At 59.2% G+C, this 16,818-nt stretch carries 18 protein-coding genes; 12 read left to right on the forward strand and 6 right to left on the reverse strand.

Annotated features, from left to right (window positions below; genetic code table 11):
- Positions 1-25 precede the first annotated feature (25 nt).
- Genes flgK through HJA_RS13005 form a run of 3 tightly spaced genes read left to right on the forward strand, consistent with a single transcriptional unit; the run spans position 26 to position 3,564 of the window.
- On the forward strand, positions 26-1,474 hold the full coding sequence (flgK, locus tag HJA_RS12995) for a flagellar hook-associated protein FlgK (RefSeq protein ID WP_035582987.1): 1,449 nt from the start codon (positions 26-28) through the stop codon (positions 1,472-1,474).
- A 4-nt stretch (positions 1,475-1,478) separates the two neighbouring features.
- Positions 1,479-2,456 (forward strand): flagellin, encoded by a 978-nt coding sequence (locus tag HJA_RS13000; protein ID WP_081814696.1) that lies wholly within the window; start codon positions 1,479-1,481, stop codon positions 2,454-2,456.
- 4 nt (positions 2,457-2,460) lie between these two features.
- Positions 2,461-3,564 carry a flagellar basal body P-ring protein FlgI gene (locus HJA_RS13005; protein ID WP_035582991.1) on the forward strand — a complete coding sequence of 368 codons (1,104 nt, stop codon included), beginning with the start codon at positions 2,461-2,463 and terminating at the stop codon, positions 3,562-3,564.
- A gap of 35 nt (positions 3,565-3,599) precedes the next feature.
- Here the strand turns inward: HJA_RS13005 and HJA_RS13010 are convergent, their stop codons facing one another.
- The 5 genes from HJA_RS13010 to fliF all read right to left on the reverse strand — a co-directional run bounded on the left by HJA_RS13010 (position 3,600) and on the right by fliF (position 7,918).
- Positions 3,600-4,712: a FliG C-terminal domain-containing protein gene (locus tag HJA_RS13010; protein ID WP_035582993.1), complete on the reverse strand. Its 1,113-nt coding sequence runs from the start codon at positions 4,710-4,712 to the stop codon at positions 3,600-3,602.
- Entirely contained in the window at positions 4,709-5,494 is a 786-nt protein-coding gene (locus tag HJA_RS13015) for a flagellar type III secretion system pore protein FliP (protein WP_035582995.1), read from the reverse strand. The genes HJA_RS13010 and HJA_RS13015 overlap by 4 nt, the downstream gene beginning before the upstream one ends.
- Positions 5,481-5,804 (reverse strand): FliM/FliN family flagellar motor switch protein, encoded by a 324-nt coding sequence (locus tag HJA_RS13020; protein ID WP_051597674.1) that lies wholly within the window; start codon positions 5,802-5,804, stop codon positions 5,481-5,483. Before HJA_RS13020 ends, HJA_RS13015 begins: the two co-directional genes overlap by 14 nt.
- Before the next feature lie 4 nt (positions 5,805-5,808).
- Complete coding sequence (locus tag HJA_RS13025; RefSeq protein ID WP_162177061.1) at positions 5,809-6,336, reverse strand: hypothetical protein; 528 nt, start codon at positions 6,334-6,336, stop codon at positions 5,809-5,811.
- Positions 6,337-6,406: 70 nt separating this feature from the next.
- Entirely contained in the window at positions 6,407-7,918 is a 1,512-nt protein-coding gene (gene fliF / locus HJA_RS13030) for a flagellar basal-body MS-ring/collar protein FliF (RefSeq protein ID WP_035583000.1), read from the reverse strand.
- Between the two features lie 128 nt (positions 7,919-8,046).
- Here fliF and HJA_RS13035 point away from each other — a divergent pair, with 128 nt between their 5' ends.
- The 9 genes from HJA_RS13035 (at position 8,047) to HJA_RS13075 (ending at position 16,058) form a co-directional block, all read left to right on the forward strand.
- Complete coding sequence (locus HJA_RS13035; RefSeq protein WP_035583003.1) at positions 8,047-8,571, forward strand: flagellar basal body-associated FliL family protein; 525 nt, start codon at positions 8,047-8,049, stop codon at positions 8,569-8,571.
- A 5-nt stretch (positions 8,572-8,576) separates the two neighbouring features.
- On the forward strand, positions 8,577-9,041 hold the full coding sequence (locus HJA_RS13040; protein WP_035583004.1) for a hypothetical protein: 465 nt from the start codon (positions 8,577-8,579) through the stop codon (positions 9,039-9,041).
- 29 nt (positions 9,042-9,070) lie between these two features.
- The gene (locus HJA_RS18125) at positions 9,071-9,691 is read left to right on the forward strand and encodes a MotE family protein (RefSeq protein WP_051597675.1); all 621 of its coding nucleotides are present in this window, start codon (positions 9,071-9,073) and stop codon (positions 9,689-9,691) included.
- A 103-nt stretch (positions 9,692-9,794) separates the two neighbouring features.
- Positions 9,795-10,181, forward strand: coding sequence for a c-type cytochrome (locus HJA_RS13050; protein WP_035583006.1), 387 nt, complete (start codon positions 9,795-9,797; stop codon positions 10,179-10,181).
- The gene (locus tag HJA_RS13055) at positions 10,178-11,602 is read left to right on the forward strand and encodes a D-arabinono-1,4-lactone oxidase (RefSeq protein ID WP_035583008.1); all 1,425 of its coding nucleotides are present in this window, start codon (positions 10,178-10,180) and stop codon (positions 11,600-11,602) included. Before HJA_RS13050 ends, HJA_RS13055 begins: the two co-directional genes overlap by 4 nt.
- Positions 11,595-12,878 carry an alanine racemase gene (locus tag HJA_RS13060; protein WP_051597676.1) on the forward strand — a complete coding sequence of 428 codons (1,284 nt, stop codon included), beginning with the start codon at positions 11,595-11,597 and terminating at the stop codon, positions 12,876-12,878. Before HJA_RS13055 ends, HJA_RS13060 begins: the two co-directional genes overlap by 8 nt.
- 162 nt (positions 12,879-13,040) lie before the next feature.
- Positions 13,041-13,565 (forward strand): ATP-dependent zinc protease family protein, encoded by a 525-nt coding sequence (locus HJA_RS13065; RefSeq protein ID WP_162177062.1) that lies wholly within the window; start codon positions 13,041-13,043, stop codon positions 13,563-13,565.
- Entirely contained in the window at positions 13,558-15,093 is a 1,536-nt protein-coding gene (locus tag HJA_RS13070) for a UUP1 family membrane protein (RefSeq protein WP_162177063.1), read from the forward strand. The genes HJA_RS13065 and HJA_RS13070 overlap by 8 nt, the downstream gene beginning before the upstream one ends.
- Positions 15,090-16,058, forward strand: coding sequence for an alpha-L-glutamate ligase-like protein (locus HJA_RS13075; protein ID WP_051597678.1), 969 nt, complete (start codon positions 15,090-15,092; stop codon positions 16,056-16,058). The genes HJA_RS13070 and HJA_RS13075 overlap by 4 nt, the downstream gene beginning before the upstream one ends.
- Here the strand turns inward: HJA_RS13075 and HJA_RS13080 are convergent.
- A complete protein-coding gene (locus HJA_RS13080) occupies positions 16,055-16,804 on the reverse strand; it encodes a proteasome-type protease (protein WP_035583012.1) in 750 nt (249 codons plus the stop codon). The genes HJA_RS13075 and HJA_RS13080 overlap by 4 nt on opposite strands.
- Positions 16,805-16,818: the final 14 nt, after the last annotated feature.

The following is a 16,818-nucleotide window of genomic DNA, read 5'->3' on the forward strand; positions in this document are numbered from 1 at the left end:
CCGGGCCTGAGGGGGCGGCACGCAAGTGACCATATCTAGCGCCATCCAGGCGGCACAGTCCGGCCTTCGGATTACCAGTCAGAAGGCCGACATTGTCGCCGCGAACGTTTCGAACTCGACGACGGCGGGCTATGTCCGCCGTTCGTTGATTGTTTCCGAAAACATTATTGCCGGCCAAAGCTCCGGCGTACGGTCTGTCGGGGTCGCTCGCGCAGGGAACGAAGCCCTGTCAACTGAACGCCGCTCGATTGGCAGTGACCTCTCTCAGGCAGACCTCTTTGCCGCCACCTGGAATACGATTTCAACTCGCGTCGGAAGCACGGCCGATGGGGCGAGCCTGTTCGGTCTGTTTTCGAATTTCGAGAGCGCCCTCTCCAATCTGGCTGTGTCGCCCGAATCCGGATCCGACATGACGGCAACGCTTCAGGCTGCGGTCTCGCTGGTCAACGAGTTCAACGCCCTCTCGGACTTCGCTACGTCCCTGCGCGCAGACGCGGACAATGAAATCGCTATCGGCGTCGACACGGTGAACTCTGCCCTGAAGGGGATAGAGGAAATCAACGCCAAACTGGCAAAAATCGATCAGTCGTCCGGCCAGGCGGCAGCTCTTATGGATGAGCGCGGCCGACTGCTGGACCAGATCGCCGAATATATGCCGATCCAGACCGTGCCACGCCAGAGTGGCGGAATCGACATTGTCACGCAGGAAGGCGTCTACCTCCTGCAATCCACGGCAAGACAAATCGAATTTTCCCCATCGACGGCTTTCGGCCCCACGCAAACCCTTGCAGGCGGCGGATTGTCAGGCATGACCGTTGACGGGATCTCTATCACGCCGGGAACGTCATCCTATGGCGCTGTCTCAAGCGGCATGTTCGGTGCGCTGTTTACACTCCGCGATACGGACCTGCCCGCCTTCAGCGACCAGCTCGATACACTCGCTGGCGATCTCATCACACGCCTGTCCGACGATTCCATAGACCCGACCAAGACACCCGGCACCCAAGGCTTGTTTGTGGATTCCGACGGCTCAGGGGATCCCGGCCTTGCCGGCCGGCTTGCCCTCAACCCGGCTATCGACCCGGCTCAGGGAGGCAATATGTGGCGGCTGCGGGATGGCATCGGAGCCACGAGCGAAGGCGCCTCGGGCGATACCACCATCCTGCAGAACATGCTGGATGCCATCACCAACGTCAGTCCAATGAATTCTGGCGGCTTCCAGGGCAGCTACTCCTCAAGCGAGCTTCTCGCACAGTTTGCCTCAATGAATGGTCAGAAACGGGTCAGCCACGAGGCCATCCTCTCGTCGACGGCTTCACAATACACGATCATGGCGGAAGCCGAAGTCTCAGAGACCGGAGTCGATGTCGACCAGCAGATGCAGGACCTCCTGATCATCGAACAGGCTTACGCTGCCAATGCACGTGTCATTGAAATTGCCAGCAATATGATCGACAGGCTGATGGAGATTTGATGACATGCGACTAACTCTCCCTCTCACTCATCTTTCAGGCGGCCTCAGCGAGACAATTGTCCGGCTGCGCGAGCGCATCGACACAACGTCGGAAGAAGCCGTTACCGGGCGCTACAAGGATATGACCGCACATTTGTCCGGCCGCATCGGGAAGGCGATGCTGGGACAGAAGGCCATTGATGATGTGTCGAACGAGCGAACGCAGCTGGTTCTGAAGGAAAGCCGGCTCGAAATCATCCAGCAGTCCCTTACGGCGATTGATGACAATATCGGGCAACTCGGCGTCCGCATGAAAGCGGCCCTTGGCTCTGAGGATTTTACGGCAAGGGAAGCCGTCGTCAGAGATGCGCAGGCGGCGCTCGCATCCACTTTTTCGGTGCTCAACACCCGGCATGGGGAGCGGTATCTCTTTTCCGGAAACGCAACGAACACCAAGCCCTTTGCCGATGCGGATGAATTTCTGGACGACGTCCGCGCAATGGCCGCTTCTGCAACTGACGCAGCAGACTTTGCCGCGCAGATGGACACATATTTCAATACGCCCGGCGGTGGCTGGCAGGCAGACATCTATGCGGGCACGCCAACATCGTCTGACCCTGCCGGCGTCACCGGAACAGACCCCGCCATCATCCAGTCCGTCTGGGGACTTGCCGTTCTGGCCCTTTCCGGATCAAATGAGACACTGGCGCTGCTCGATGGAAACAGCGATGCCTTGATCCAGGCAACCGACACCATCGCAGATGGTCAGGCAGCGCTGACAAATGCTCGCGCCGAACGAGGTATCCTGCAGGCGCAGATCGAAACCTCAAAAAGCGCACTGGATGTGGAAGAAACGGTTCTCACCCACGCCTTCAATCAAATGACAGCCCGAGACCAGTACGAAGCAGCTTCGGAACTGAAGCAGCTGGAAACCAGCCTCGAAGCGTCTTACACTCTTACAGCCCGGCTCGCGAATCTCAGCCTGCTGAATTATATGAGGTAGCGACATGAAATGGTCCGCTCTTATTCTGGCCGCATTCTCTGTCGCGGCAATGGCTCTTACAGCAAGCGCTGAGACCCGCATTCGCGACATCGTTGACGTTGAAGGCATCCGGCAGAATGACCTGGTCGGCTACGGCATCGTCGTTGGCCTCAACGGCACCGGTGACACGGTCAAAAATGCTCCATTTACGGAGGACTCCCTCTCCTACATGCTTGAACGCCTCGGCGTGAATGTTCAGGGGGAAGAAATCAAGCCCAAGAACGTGGCCGCGGTTCTTGTGACCGCGACCCTGCCCTCTTTCTCCCGGTCGGGGTCTAGTATCGATGTGACTGTGGCCTCAATCGGCGATGCAAAGAGCCTTGAAGGCGGCACGCTGATCCTCACACCACTCAAAGGCGCAGACAACGAGATCTACGCGGTTGCCCAGGGGTCTATAATTGTCAGCGGTATCGATGTTCAGGCTCAGGGCGCGCGGGAAACGCGAGGGACACCGACAACCGGTGCGATCCCGAACGGTGCGCGCGTCGAGCGTGAACTGGCCTATGATTTCAACGACCGCAGCGAACTGACACTGGCCCTACGCAGCCCTGATTTCACAACCGCCGCCCGGATTGAAGACGTGATCAATGGGCGCGTTGGAATGCCTGTCGCTTCAATGCGGGATCCAGGCACTGTTGAGCTGAACTTTGCGTCTCTGCAGGTCTCCCCTGCCCGGCTCCTGGCCGAAATCGAGAACCTGACCGTGCCGGTCAATGCCCCGGCGCGGATTGTGATCGATGAAAAATCCGGAACCATTGTGCTCGGTGAGGATGTTACCATTTCCCGCGTGGCAATTGCCCAGGGAAATATTTCTATCAAGATTTCCGAGACGCCTGTCGCCTCTCAGCCCGGCCCATTCTCGAATGGCGAAACACAGGTTTTGCCTCGATCGGAGATTTCCATCGGGCAGACCGGCAGCAGCAACATCGCCATGCTGCAACCGAATGTAACCCTGTCGGAACTGATTTCCGGGCTTAACGCGTTAGGCGTGACGCCGCAGGAAATGGCAGACATTATCCGGTCCATGAAAACGGCCGGTGCCATTCATGCCGAACTGGTCATCCGATAGAGCTTGTCTGTGAGAGTTAAGCCGGGCGGAGCGCCTCAGGCGTTTTCCTCGGCGTTGCGCTCAAGGACGATCAGTCCGCGGCGCTTGAGGCCCATCAGCACATTTAGAAACTCGCGCTGCACCTGCTCCACGGCTTCCGGAGCCATTGGCTTCATGGTCCCCAGATCGTCGCGGTACTGGTCTGCCATACGCGATGAAATATTGCCGAGCAGGTAATCGGATACGGCGCTATTGCCGCCCTGCAACGTGCTCAGGAGTTTCAGCAGGAAGGATTGGTCGACCTCGCGGAATACGACCGGAACCGCATTTTTCGGAAGAAGGTCCGGCAAGCCTTCGATTGTAAAGATCGACTTTTCGATGCCTTCGAGTTTGTCCTCATGCTTGGCCCGGAGGAAAGCCACCAGGCTGTCACGCTTCTCGGTCGAGATGAGGCTCAGCAACTCTCCAACCGAAGCCAGGTTGTTGCCTTCATCTGCATCCTCTTCCTGCACAGCATTCAGGAATTCCATCTCGACCATCCGGCCAAGTACCTGGTCGACACCCGGGTCTGTCTTGCGTGGCTCAACCATGTGCCCGATCATCGGCCCGAGTTTTTCGCCTTCCATATGCCCCAGGATTTCGGAGGAAACTGACACATCCAGTTTCTGGAGGATCAAGGCAATGAGGTTGGGCGACAGACGCGACAGATAGGTGGCAATCTGCTTGGGGTCCTTTCGCTCCAGACGCTCCCAGACGCTTAGTTCCTCATCGTCCTCATCGCCGACCGTATCCGGCTGATCTTCCTTAAACAACAGGTTCAGGCGGCCGGAATCGACGACACCAGACAAAACTTCTTTCGCCCGGGTACGTCCACCACGCAGCGCACCATTGGTTTTGCGAAGGTGAGCAATGAAGTCCATGACGATCTCTATGAGCTCGTCACGGGTCAGCATGGAGAGATTTTCGAGCGCGGTGGCGACTTTGGCTAGCGCCGCATCGTCGAGCTTTTCGACAATCGGCTTCGCAGCGCTCTCCCCCAGCAGGGCAATGATCACGGCAGCGCGCTGGGCCGAGCTTATCGGTGCGGGCTGAGGCACGACAGCAGCCATCTTCTGCGCGCGCCGCGCTGGCAGGCTTTCAACGTTTGAGGCGGGACGGGCTGAGCTCATCCTGCATATCCGCGCAAAATGGCTTCCGTAATCTTAAGCCAGCCATCCGCCAGCACAAAAAAACCGAGCTTGAACGGCAGGGACACCACGGTGGGCGGAACCATCATCATGCCAACCGCCATCAGGACAGAGGCAACCACAAGGTCGATCACCATGAAGGGCAGGAAAATCACGAAGCCGATCTGAAATGCATGCTTGACTTCCGACAGCATGAAGCCGGTCGCAAGCAGCGGGAACGAAGGTGCCTCCCCTTCTGCCAGCGGCCGGTTCAGGGCATCGCTGAGGACGAAAAGTGTTTCCGGCTCGGTGCGGCTCGTCATGAAGGTCCGGAACGGGTCAGTGGTCATCACCCAGGCCTGTTCCTCTGTCAGCACGCCATCCATGTAGGGGGAGATGCCACTGTCCCAGGCATCGGTGAAAACCGGCTCCATGACGAAGAATGTCAGGAACATGGCCAGCGCCATGATCATCATGTTGGGCGGGGCCTGAGGGACGCCGATCGCCTGGCGCATAAACGAGAACACGATGACCATGAACGGCAAACAGGTCACCATCATGGCGATGGCCGGAACCAGACTGAGCACAGAGACCAGCAGGAACAGCTGAATGACCGACCGGCTGAGCCCCCCCTGCCCGTTTCCGTTCAGGACATCATTCAGACTCGGCACCGGGTCCAGCGCCGGCGCACCCTGTGCATGCGCGGCGAACCCAAGGCTCGCCGCGGCAATCAGGATAAGAATGCTGAAGCGGAGGAAACCTCCCCCGGCCTTAGCCAAGATCATCGTAGGATTGCTCCGGTATCTCCGTGATTTTCACGCCCAGGGAACCGTCCTCGGTCTCAACCAGTTCGCCTTTGGCAATGATCTTGTTGTCGATGGTCAGATCGACAGGGTCCTCAATCCGGGAGGTCAGCGGCACGATGGATTCGGGCTGCAGCTCAAGGATCTCCGACACGCTCAACCGGGCCTGCCCGATCGAGACCGTCACGGTGACCGGAACACTGAAAATGGTCCGGCGGTGCTGGTTCGCCGATGAAGGATCCCGACGTTCGACATCGGCAGGCTTGGGTTCGGCTTCCATAGGGGCGGCCATGCGTCTACTCCTCAATCATCGTGTGGGAGGGGTCCAGGTGGCTCAGACAAGCAGCCAGCAACCCCTCAAAATCAAACGTTACACCGCCGGTCTGCCAGGAAACCTGCACGCGGGGCTCATCCGCGGTCGCCGCAGGTGTCATCTTGCAGCGCTCTGAAAGTGACGGATCATGCGCGATAAACGGTTCCAGCCTGTTCAACACTTCCTGCCGCGCACGGATCTCGATAGATGGCACAGATGCCGGAATGAGTTGCGGAAGATGCTGAGCGATCTCGGCAGCCAGGAAGCGTTGGGAAAGTTCCGGAAACAGCCGGGCCGCAAGCGCCTGGGTGACCTGCATCGCTTGGTCACGCGCCTCGTTCTCGATACGGCCCAATACGGCAGAAAGCTGCCCGGCGAGGCTCTCAATTTCGGCAAGCGAAGGGCCGAGGTCGACCGGCTCAGGCGATTGCACTTCTTCCTCGACTGATTCACCCGTGGGTTCAGGAGCCGGTTTCGTCCGTGCAGCCGCTTCCTGCATCTGCCCCAGCATACGCTTCAGCTGTTCGGCCGGATGCGTCTGATCTCCCTGGTCGAACCGAGGGAGGTTGGAAAGCAGAGCACTACTCATTAACGGCGACCTTCCGGTCTTCGCTCAGCCATTCCTGCAGGATCGCAGCGGCGTCATCCTGACGTTCGGTCGCGTAGTCCTTCAGGGAGACGAAGGGATCGGCCGCAATCGCGTCGAGGCTACCTGGCTCGTCATCGTCAAGCGCAAGTGCCCCGGTCTTTGGCTGTTTGAGCATCGGCCGGATCACGCCCAGCGCAAGCACAATGACCACGAGGCCAAGCACCAGGATCTGGATACCGGACCAGAAATACCGCTCCATCAGCTGATCCATCATGCTCGGTGCAGCGACAAGGTCTTCGACCGGAGCTGCCTGGAACGGCATGAATTCGACCGTCAGATTGTCTCCCCTGCCCTGATCGAGACCTACAGCAGACATTACCAGCTGACGGAAATTGGCGACCATTTCATCATTAACCGATGCAGCATCCGGCGCAGCCGGATCCAGACCAAGCACCTGGTCGTTGACGAGGACAGCAACGGAGATCCGCTCGACCTGTCCGGGCAGACGTTCGGTTTCGGTCCGTGTTTCATTGATCTCGTAAGAGACCGACTCCGACGAATTCTTGACAGAGCTATTGCTCTGGCTACCGGCAGGCGCAGCGCCCTGAGGCAGGTTGCTGGAAACCGTCAACGCGCCTGATGTTCCGCCGCTGGTTTCCGCCACATCCCCAGTTGTCCGGCTACGGACAACCCGGGAATCGGGATCATAGGTCACCGCAGATGTGCGCTGACGCTCATGGCTGACGTCTACGGAAACCGAGACACGCGCGTTTCCGGGTCCCACACGCGCTTCCAGCAGGCGCAGGATCTTCTGCTCGAGCTGCGCTTCCTGTGTTTCGGCTTTGACGCCCGCTTGTTCTGCGTTGGCAACACCGGGACCGGCAAGAATGCCCTTGTTGAGGTCGATCACGGCCACTTCGTCCGGGCTCAGGCCTGAAACAGCCAGCGCCACCAAGTACTGAATGCCCTGCGCTTGGCTGTTCGTCAGGTCGTGTGCGGAAGAGAGCGTAACAGATGCCGTTTGGGCCGGGTCGGAACGGGCAAAGCCGGATCTGAGGCTCGCCCCGATATGGACCCGCGCAGACTGGATGCCGGGGACCGCCAGGATGGTGCGGGTCAACTCCCCCTCTTTCGCGCGCCAGTAAGCGGCGTTGTACATTTCGGAAGTCACCGAAAAACCGTTTACATTGTCCAGCAGCTCATACCCCTGAACCGACTGCTTCGGTAGTCCGTCCCGGGCCAGCGCAAAGCGAACTGAGTCGCGATCATTCTGAGGCACCAGGATGGCATCCCCTTTGATCTCGTACCTGGTTCCGCGCTTGTCGAGTTCATCGATGATTTCGCCGGTCACCGAGGCATCAAGGCCCGAATACAGCAGGCTCATCGGCTGTTTCATCGCCCCCTGGATCATGACGCTCATGATGCCGACGACCCCCAGAACGGCGACAGCCAGCATGATTTGCCGGCTGACGGGCAGGGCTCGGAGATTGGCGATAAAACTCATTAATCAGGTCTTCCCGTATCTGGGCGGATCAGTGGAATGGTTAATATCTGGCCGAAAATTCTTAACGCTTCCTTTACCCGAAGCCTTGTTTAACGAGGCTTGGGAGTCTTGGGATAGCCGGGAAGTTGATGGCTAAAAAAGGTGCTGCGAAAGCTGGCGAACAAGCTGCGGACGGCGGCGATGGGACCAGCAAGAAGAAGTCGGGCGGCGGGTTCGTCGGCCTGGCGATTCTTGCTGTGGGCGCAATGACAAGCTCGTTTGCAACCGTTTATGTCCTTGCATCCGACCCGCCGACGGGGCCGGCCTGCCCGGCGCCGGAAGCAGGCCCGGCCGTCGAGCCCATTGCCCAGAAAGACCAGGCCTATGTCGAGCTGCAGGACATTCTCATTACAATCGGCAGCGAGCCGGCGACGCGATACCTGAAAATGAAAGTCTCCATCGTCACCGACAATGAAGGCTCTGCCATGGTTGAGAAAGCCGAACCGGTGCTGATCGACGCATTTACCAACTACCTGCGTTCGGTCGAACTCAGCGATTTCGAGAATCCGGATTTTTACGCCCATATGCGCGAACAGCTGAGCCGGCGGTCGGAACTTGTGCTCGGCGGCGGCGTCTCCCAGGGCGTCCTGATTACAGAATTCCTGTTGAGGTGAGCCCCATGCAAATTCAAGCCACCGACATCGCCATCATTCTCGTGTCCTTCGCAGCCTGCGTGTACTGTTTCGTTCTGAATCGCCGCCTGAAGGCCCTCCAGGACACACGTGACGGCCTCGGCGCCACCATTATGGCGATGTCAAAATCCATTGCTGCGATGTCCAATTCGACCAGGGAAACCCGCTCGCATGTCGGCGAGATGGCGGCGCGCCTGGCAACCCAGCTGGAAGATGCAAAACAAACCTGCGCCCGGATGGAAGAGCTGAAAGCCTCCCTTGAAGCGTCGCAGAAGGATGCCGTCGATCAGGTCACGGCTTCTCAGGCAGAGCTCAGCACGATGATGCGGATCATCCTGGATCAGTCCAAGACACGCATTATGGAAATGAACCGCGTCATGCATGACATGCGCGAAATGACCGAAGCTGCCGACGAAGATTATCGCCCTCTCGCCCAGACCACCGGGCGCTGACCCGCAGAAAACGAAACTGGTTGCCTGCCATGAAATCGCTCAACAACAGCCGATCCTACGTCCTGCTCACCCTCGGGTTCCTGTTTACTCTGGGAGCCGCCGTAAGATTCCTGCCGAGCAATCTGGCCATAGCGGAAAGCCCTCAGACGCCTGCACATCCCGCCGAAGCGGAGGATCATTCACCTTCTGCAGAGGCATCATTGCCGAACACAAAACAGGTCGATCAGGTCTGCTTTACCGCAGAAACGGCCGCGCTTCTGGCGGATGATCAGCGAAAGCTGAAAGAACAGCAGGCCGCTCTGCAGGAACTGGAACTGGAACTGCTCGCCCGGCAACAGGAACTTGACCGGCGCGCAGCAGACCTGCAGGCGGTGGAAGCCACCCTGCAGGACCGTTGGGTCCAGCTTCAGGATGTTTCCAATGACGACATGGAACACTTGGCACGCATGTACGGCACAATGAAACCGGATCAGGCGGCTTCAATCTTCAACCAGATGGATTCCGATTTCGCGGCCGGCTTCCTGCGCCTGATGCGGTCCGAACAGGCCGGCATGATTCTCGCGGGCATGGAAACCAAGAAGGCCTATGCCGTCAGCCTCCGTCTTGCTGCCCTGAACGAAGACGTCCGGAACTCCACAAAAGCAGAATAAAATCGTAGGCCTCCTATTTCGAAGATGGACTCTTTCTGTCTCCCGATGTAATAGTAGTATTTGCTATCTTATTATATCACCGGGTCGATAAGAGGGGAGAGACATGGTGAGGTATGCTCCGGTCGCGCTGCTGCTCATATGCGCGGGCGCCTGCTCTGAAGGCGCAAGTGAGAACTCAGCCCCGGAAATCATCGAACCGGATGCCCGGCATATTGCCATGGCAGAAGAGCTCACCCCCTCAGATCCTGAACTCAGCGCAGTGTATGACCGGTCCTGCCGTGCTTGCCACGCTCTGAATGGGCTGGGCGCCCCGCTCACAGGTCATTCGGCCGCCTGGGCACAGCGTTTCGAGGCGCGCGGCCTGGACGGCATGCTGGCGTCTGTCCACTCCGGCCGCGGCGCCATGCCGGCAATGGGCTACTGCCCGGACTGTACGGACGACACTTTTGAAGCCCTGATCGACTTCATGTCCACCGAGGGTCAATCATGAGCACGACACGCCGGGCCATACTGTTCGGAACTGCCGGACTTGCCGCAGCTGCCGCCATTCCCGGCGTGCAATATGCCAGCTGGAGCATGAAGGACTTCACACGCGACGGATACAGTCCCGGCCTTCCCCCTGCTCCGGAGGGAGAAGTGGCCTGGTCGAACTGGTCCGGCATTCAGCAATCCACCCCCCGGCAAATTGCCGTGCCAGCCACGGAATCAGATCTTTCGGCTGCGCTATCAGGCGCCCGGCGTGTCCGGCCTGTCGGCAGCGGCCATTCTTTCACTGCACTGGTTCCATCCGAGCATCTGATTGTGGATGCCAGCCGTTTTTCAGGCCTCATCTCAGCAGATAAAGAGACTGGCCTCGCCACGGTCGGTGCCGGCACACGTATCCGCCAAGCCGCGCGGGAACTGGACCAGGCCGGGCTCGCCCTGCAGAACCTTCCGGATGTCGATGTGCAGACTCTGGCGGGGTCCTTCTCGACCTCAACCCATGGAACGGGGCGGACGCTTCAACCCATCCATTCCCACATTGAGGGCTTCCGGATGATCACGGCGGATGGAACGGCCCGGGATGTGACCGCAAGCTCCGATCCCGCCCTTTTCAATGCCGGCCGCGTGTCGCTCGGCGCTCTGGGCGTGATCACGCAATACACGCTGAAATGCGTCCCATCCTACAAGCTCAAGCGCCGTGTCTGGGTCGATACGCTGGACAGTATCATGGACCAGGCGATGGACCTGTCTCAGCAGCATCGGAACTTCGAATTTTATTATTTCCCCTTCACAGGTCTGGCTGCCGGCATCTCACACGACGTGTACGACGGCGAAGTGACGGGGCGCATCTCCGACGAGGACGAGGACACACTCGCCGGACTGCAGTCGCTGCGCGATATGTTCGGCTGGGCCCCCTGGCTGCGTCGGCGGATTGCACAGGGCAGCCTGCCAAAGGGGCTCGTGGAAGAAAGTACGGACACCTACTGGAAACTGCTTGCGACGGCCCGCCCTACCAAATTCAACGAGATGGAATATCACATCCCGCTGGATAACGGCCTCGCCTGCCTTCGCGAAATCGTTGCGGCCCTTGAGACCCGTAAGGACGCGTTTTTCCCGGTAGAGGTCCGCATGACCGCTCAGGATGATGCGTGGCTGAGCCCGTTCAATGACGGTCCGCGTCTGTCCATCGCCACACACGCCGCGGTGGACGAGCCGTACGATTATTTCTTCAACATGCTGGAACCCATTCACCGGTCTCATGGCGGACGGCCTCACTGGGGCAAACTGCATTCGCTGGGAAAGGAAGACCTGGTCGGTCTCTATCCGGATTTCGGGAATTTCCTCGAATTGCGCGCCGCGCTCGATCCAGGTGGGAAATTCCTCAACCCGCATCTTGCACACCTGTTCGGAGTAGACTTCGATGCCTGATCTGTCGCGCCGTACCCTGTTTCTGGGCGGCGCCGCCGTCGCCGCCGGAGGAGCCGTCCTGATGAACAAGCCGCATGATCATAGCGGACCTAGAGACCCCTACTTCATGAGCATGCAGGCAGCCCTGATCGGCGCTGGCATTGCCTGGCCGACACTGGTGATCGACAAGACGCGCCTTTCGGAAAATATCCGGACTCTCAAAACCCACCTCCCCCCGGGCATGGGCTACCGCATCGTCGCCAAGTCGCTGCCCTCCATCGATCTCATCTCGTACATCCGGGACCTGTCGGGCACAGACCGGTTGATGACGTTCAATCAGCCCATGTTGTCCAAGCTCTCAATTGACATGCCGGAAGCCAGCCAACTGCTCGGCAAACCGCTGCCAGTCCGGGCGGCGCGGCACTATTTTGAGACCCTGCCGGCTACGTCCACGACAGCAGCAGACAATGTCGAGTGGCTGATCGATACACCGGCACGGCTGCAGCAATATGCGTCGCTCGCTTCTGACATCGGACGCCCCCTGAAACTTGTCCTGGAGCTGGATGTTGGACTGCACCGCGGCGGCTTCACCCCCGGCCCGGAACTCGGCGCGGCGATCGAAGCGATCGAGGCTGATCCGAATCTCGAATTCTCCGGCTTCATGGGATACGAGCCGCACATCCCTTCGCTGCCTACAACCCTCGGCTGGCGCGACAAGGCGCTGAAAAGTGCATGGAACACATACACGGCCGCACTCGAGCAGGCCTCGGCCCTGATCGGCGCAGACCGCATGGCTGGCCTGACCCGCAATGCCGCCGGCAGCCCGACCTACAGGTATTACCAGTCCACCGACATTGCGAATGAAGTTTCGGCCGGGTCCTGCCTGGTCAAGCCGACGCATTTCGACACCGAACTGCTGGAACCCCACAAACCCGCGAGCTTCATAGCAACACCGGTGATCAAGTCTCTCGACAAGACCCGCCTGCCCGGCCTTGAGTTCGCAAGCGGGGCCGCCTCTGCCTGGAACCCCAATTCGAAGAAAACAGTCTTCATCCATGGCGGCCACTGGCTGGCTGACCCGGTGGATCCGCCAGGCCTTGAATACAACAAGACGTTCGGGCGTTCCTCGAACCAGGAAATGCTGAATGGCGGGCCGGAACTCTCGATCCAGCCGGACGAATTCGTTTTCTTCCGTCCCCAGCAAAGCGAGGCCGTCTTCCTGCAATTCGGAGACATCGCCCTTTACGAGGACGGCGCCATCGTCGACACGTGGCCGGTCTTCCCCGTGTCGGCCTGATTGGGCCCGGCAGTACCGAACCCTCCCGCAGGCTTCGTCCATTTTTCGCCACGAATCTGGTGTTTGTGCCGCCCCTGCGCACCGAGTGGGATGTCTATCGCAGCCCATCAGCGCATGCTAAGGCCACATCCGCGCGACAGCTCAGGAAGGAGGGGATCCCCCGTGAAATTGTTGAGACTGCCAATCTATGCCGCCCTCTTTATGGCGCTGGTCCCGTCACCAGCGTTCGCCGAACGTGAAGGGCGCGATGACATGACAGTTCTGGGCTATGTCGAAGATGTGCACGTAGGCAAGTTAGGCCTTGAAATGAAAGGGAAACTTGATACCGGCGCCGACTCCTCCTCTGTCTATGGGCGCGATGTGAAGGTCTACAAAAAGTCCGGCAAGGATGATTGGGTGACGTTCCGCCTGCGCGGCAAGAATGGCCGCACTGTGCGGTATGACCAGGATGTGCGCCGCTTCGCGCTGATCAAGTTGAAGACGGGCGGCACGATCCGTCGCCCGGTCATTCATCTTCCCATTTGCGTTGGAGGCGTTCGCGGTCTGGCTGAAGTCAATCTTGCCGACCGGGAAGACTTTGAATACGACATCCTGATTGGCCGCGAATTCCTCGCGTCCCGGGTCCTGGTCGATTCTGCATCGACTTTCATTGCAGACGACGAATGTAACGTATCCGAGCGTGACTAGCACTTTTCACACCCGACTTCTGGCCTTTGTGCTGACCGCGATCGCCCTGACGATCTTCGGCATCAAAGTATTCCAGTACAACTACCCGCTGACCCCGGGGACCCAGACCACAACCTGGGATTTCGAGATCTATCTCGACTTCGACACGGCCAATCAGCCCGTACGGATCGAGACCTTCATTCCGGCAAACAGCGACACCCGCCGCGTTTCCCAGGAACAATATTATAATGGCGCCTTCGGCCTTCGCCTTGAGAGCGACAACGACAATGGCCGCAAGGCGATCTGGACCTATCGTTACCCGAACGACCGCAAAGTGCTGCGCTATCGCGCACGCCTCGAGGGCGAAACCCAGCGCTCTCCCCTGCCTGCAGAGATGCACCGTCCCGCGGACCGCGAGCCGCCAGAATCCCTTAATGACCTGGAGCGCCAGGCCTTCCTCGTCTGGTCTTCCGACATGCGCCGCCGGTCCGCTGATGACGACTCGCTGGCCGAACTGATCCTGCAGGAAATCTTTGTTCAGAAAGATGCCGACGAGATCGAGGCGCTGCTGCCTGTGCTGCCCCCGCCGCTGGACCGGCTGACCCTCGCCGCCGAGGCCCTGCAGAGCCAAGGCATCCGTGCGCGCGTGGCCAATGGCGTCTACCTCGATGAGGCCCGCCGCCGCACCGAAATCCAGCACTGGCTGGAATATCATGTCGATGGCCGCGACAAGCGCTATTTCCTCGGGCCCGATCCGAAGGAGTTCTTCACGATCTGGTATGGCACCGAGGAAATGATCCGCGCCGATGGCGTGTTTGATTTTGAGCCTCAGGTCTCCATCCAGCCGATCGACTCATCCGCATCAGACGTCGTACGCAAGGCCGCCCGGGCAGACCGCACACCTGTGGAACTCTTCAGTTTCGACCGCCTGCCCGTCACGACCCAGCTTGTTTACCAGGTCCTGATCACCATCCCGGCCGGCATTGTCCTGCTGGTGTTCATGCGCCAGTTCGTCGGGATCGAGACGCTGGGTACGTTCATGCCGATCCTGATCGGGATCGCGTTCCGCGAAACGGCTCTGCTGAACGGACTCATCCTGTTCACCATGCTGGTCGCCCTCGGTCTCGCAATGCGGTTTTATCTCGAAAAGCTCCGATTGCTGCTCGTACCGCGGCTGGCCGTTGTGCTGATCTTCATCGTGATCTGTATGGCGGTGATCGCACAGGTCATGAATGGCGCCAATATGCGCATGGGCCTGTCGATCTCGCTGTTCCCGATGGTGATCCTGACCATGACCATCGAGCGTATGTCGATCATGTGGGAAGAATATTCCGCCGAAGATGCCATCAAGGCCGGCGCCGGATCCATGCTGGTTGCTTCGATTTCCTATCTGGTGATGACGAACAAGCACATTGAGTACCTTCTGTTCAATTTCCCTGAACTGCTTCTGGTCCTGATGGCGCTCTGTCTGCTGATGGGCAAATATACCGGCCTGCGTCTCAGCGAAATCATCCGCTTTCGTGAACTGGCCAAGCAGGCAGAGAAATGATCAGCACCTGGATCGCCCTGCGCAAGGCCGGTCTGCTTGGCATCAATGAGCGGAACCTCCGCCTCGTGAACGATCTGAACCCACGCCGCCTCATGCGGCTGGTGAACGACAAGACGGAAACCAAGCGTCTTGCGATCGAAGCAGGTATTCCGACGCCTGAACTCTATGGCCTGATCCGCAATCCGCTCGACATGCGCAACCTGGAGACGCTGTTGGACAAGCCAGACGGCTGTGTCATCAAGCCGGCCAATGGCTCTCAGGGCAATGGCATTCAGGTGATCCTCGGCCCGATGCGTGGCGGATGGCGCCGGTCGAATGGCCAGCGCGCCCTCTTCGAAGACCTGAAATTCCACGTCAACAACATCCTGTCAGGAATGTACTCCCTGTCCGGCCAGCCTGATGTCGCGATGATCGAATACCGGGTCAAATTCGACGAAGTGTTCGACCCCATCAGCTTCGGCGGCGTGCCGGATATTCGGATCATCGTGCTGCGCGGCATTCCCTTTGTCGCCATGGTCCGCCTGCCAACTGCTGAATCCGACGGAAAGGCCAACCTACACAAGGGCGGCGTCGGCGTAGGGCTAGACCTTGTCACCGGTCGCACCATGCATGGCATGCAGAACGGCAAGACGACGGAAATCCATCCGGACACAGCCAATCCACTCAGCAATTTTTCCGTGCCTCACTGGGACGCGATGCTGCTCATGGCAGCCAAGGCCTATGAAGTGACAGGACTCGGCTATCTCGGTGCCGACATCGTGCTCGACAAGGGCAAGGGTCCCCTGCTTCTGGAGCTGAATGCCCGGCCGGGCCTTGCCATCCAGATTGCCAATCGCATGGGCATCCGGCCGCTGGTCAACGCCGCGCTGACAGCCGACACAGAAGGGCTCGACGCGGAAGGCCGCGTGGATCTGGCGAAAAAGCTATATCGCCAGCACGCACCTGCCCATCCGGTAAATGCCTAAGCCTGGTCGTCCGGCCCGAACGTGAAGTCCGGAAGTGACTTGAAGGCGAGCTTCAGCGCATCACCCCAGCTACTGGAAACGGTCTGGAAATAAGGGTCGTCGTCTTCGACGCGGCGCCGGTGCCCGACCTGCATCGTTCCCGTTTCGACTACCTGCAGGTCCAGCGGCATGCCGACAGACAGATTGGCTTTCAGGGTCGAGTCGAATGAGACGTACAGCAACTTGACCGCTTCTTCGAAGCTCATGTCCGGGTCATAGGCGCGCAGCAGGATCGGCCGCCCATACTTGGTCTCACCGATCTGGAAGAAGGGTGTCTCTTCGCTCGCTTCGATGAAATTGCCTTCCGGATAGACCATGAACAGGCGCGGCTCGATCCCCGTGATCTGCCCCCCCACAATCATGGTGGCGCCATAGTCCGCCTCTGATTCCGGGCCGGTCATCTTCTGCGTCTTGATGACTTCCTTGAGCGTATCGCCGATAATATTTGCAACCTGGAACATTGTCGGCGCTTCCAGCAGGCTGGGACGGCGCTCCTTCGGCGCTTTTGTCCGCTCATCTAGCAGGCTGATAACGGCCTGAGAGGTCGCAAGGTTGCCTGCCGTCAGGACGGTGATGACCCGTTCCCCCGGTTCTTCCCAGGTAAACATCTTCCGGAACCGGGATATGTTGTCGACACCGGCATTTGTACGCGTGTCGGACATGAAGATGAGCCCCGCGTTGAGCCGCATCGCCACGCAATATGTCACTTCGAACCTCTTCG

Source organism: Hyphomonas jannaschiana VP2, assembly GCF_000685215.1.
In the GTDB taxonomy this organism is placed as follows: domain Bacteria; phylum Pseudomonadota; class Alphaproteobacteria; order Caulobacterales; family Hyphomonadaceae; genus Hyphomonas; species Hyphomonas jannaschiana.

Excerpts from the sequence above, each read along its gene's own strand:
- HJA_RS13075 (WP_051597678.1), top strand. The coding sequence starts at position 15,090 with ATGATCAGCACCTGGATCGCCCTGCGCAAGGCCGGTCTGCTTGGCATC.
- HJA_RS13055 (WP_035583008.1), top strand. The coding sequence starts at position 10,178 with ATGAGCACGACACGCCGGGCCATACTGTTCGGAACTGCCGGACTTGCC.
- HJA_RS13050 (WP_035583006.1), top strand. The coding sequence starts at position 9,795 with ATGGTGAGGTATGCTCCGGTCGCGCTGCTGCTCATATGCGCGGGCGCC.
- HJA_RS13040 (WP_035583004.1), top strand. The coding sequence starts at position 8,577 with ATGCAAATTCAAGCCACCGACATCGCCATCATTCTCGTGTCCTTCGCA.
- HJA_RS13025 (WP_162177061.1), bottom strand. The coding sequence starts at position 6,336 with ATGCTGGGGCAGATGCAGGAAGCGGCTGCACGGACGAAACCGGCTCCT.
- HJA_RS13010 (WP_035582993.1), bottom strand. The coding sequence starts at position 4,712 with ATGAGCTCAGCCCGTCCCGCCTCAAACGTTGAAAGCCTGCCAGCGCGG.
- HJA_RS13060 (WP_051597676.1), top strand. The coding sequence starts at position 11,595 with ATGCCTGATCTGTCGCGCCGTACCCTGTTTCTGGGCGGCGCCGCCGTC.
- fliF (WP_035583000.1), bottom strand. The coding sequence starts at position 7,918 with ATGAGTTTTATCGCCAATCTCCGAGCCCTGCCCGTCAGCCGGCAAATC.
- HJA_RS13005 (WP_035582991.1), top strand. The coding sequence starts at position 2,461 with ATGAAATGGTCCGCTCTTATTCTGGCCGCATTCTCTGTCGCGGCAATG.
- HJA_RS13020 (WP_051597674.1), bottom strand. The coding sequence starts at position 5,804 with ATGGCCGCCCCTATGGAAGCCGAACCCAAGCCTGCCGATGTCGAACGT.
- HJA_RS13000 (WP_081814696.1), top strand. The coding sequence starts at position 1,479 with ATGCGACTAACTCTCCCTCTCACTCATCTTTCAGGCGGCCTCAGCGAG.
- HJA_RS13035 (WP_035583003.1), top strand. The coding sequence starts at position 8,047 with ATGGCTAAAAAAGGTGCTGCGAAAGCTGGCGAACAAGCTGCGGACGGC.
- HJA_RS18125 (WP_051597675.1), top strand. The coding sequence starts at position 9,071 with ATGAAATCGCTCAACAACAGCCGATCCTACGTCCTGCTCACCCTCGGG.
- HJA_RS13015 (WP_035582995.1), bottom strand. The coding sequence starts at position 5,494 with ATGATCTTGGCTAAGGCCGGGGGAGGTTTCCTCCGCTTCAGCATTCTT.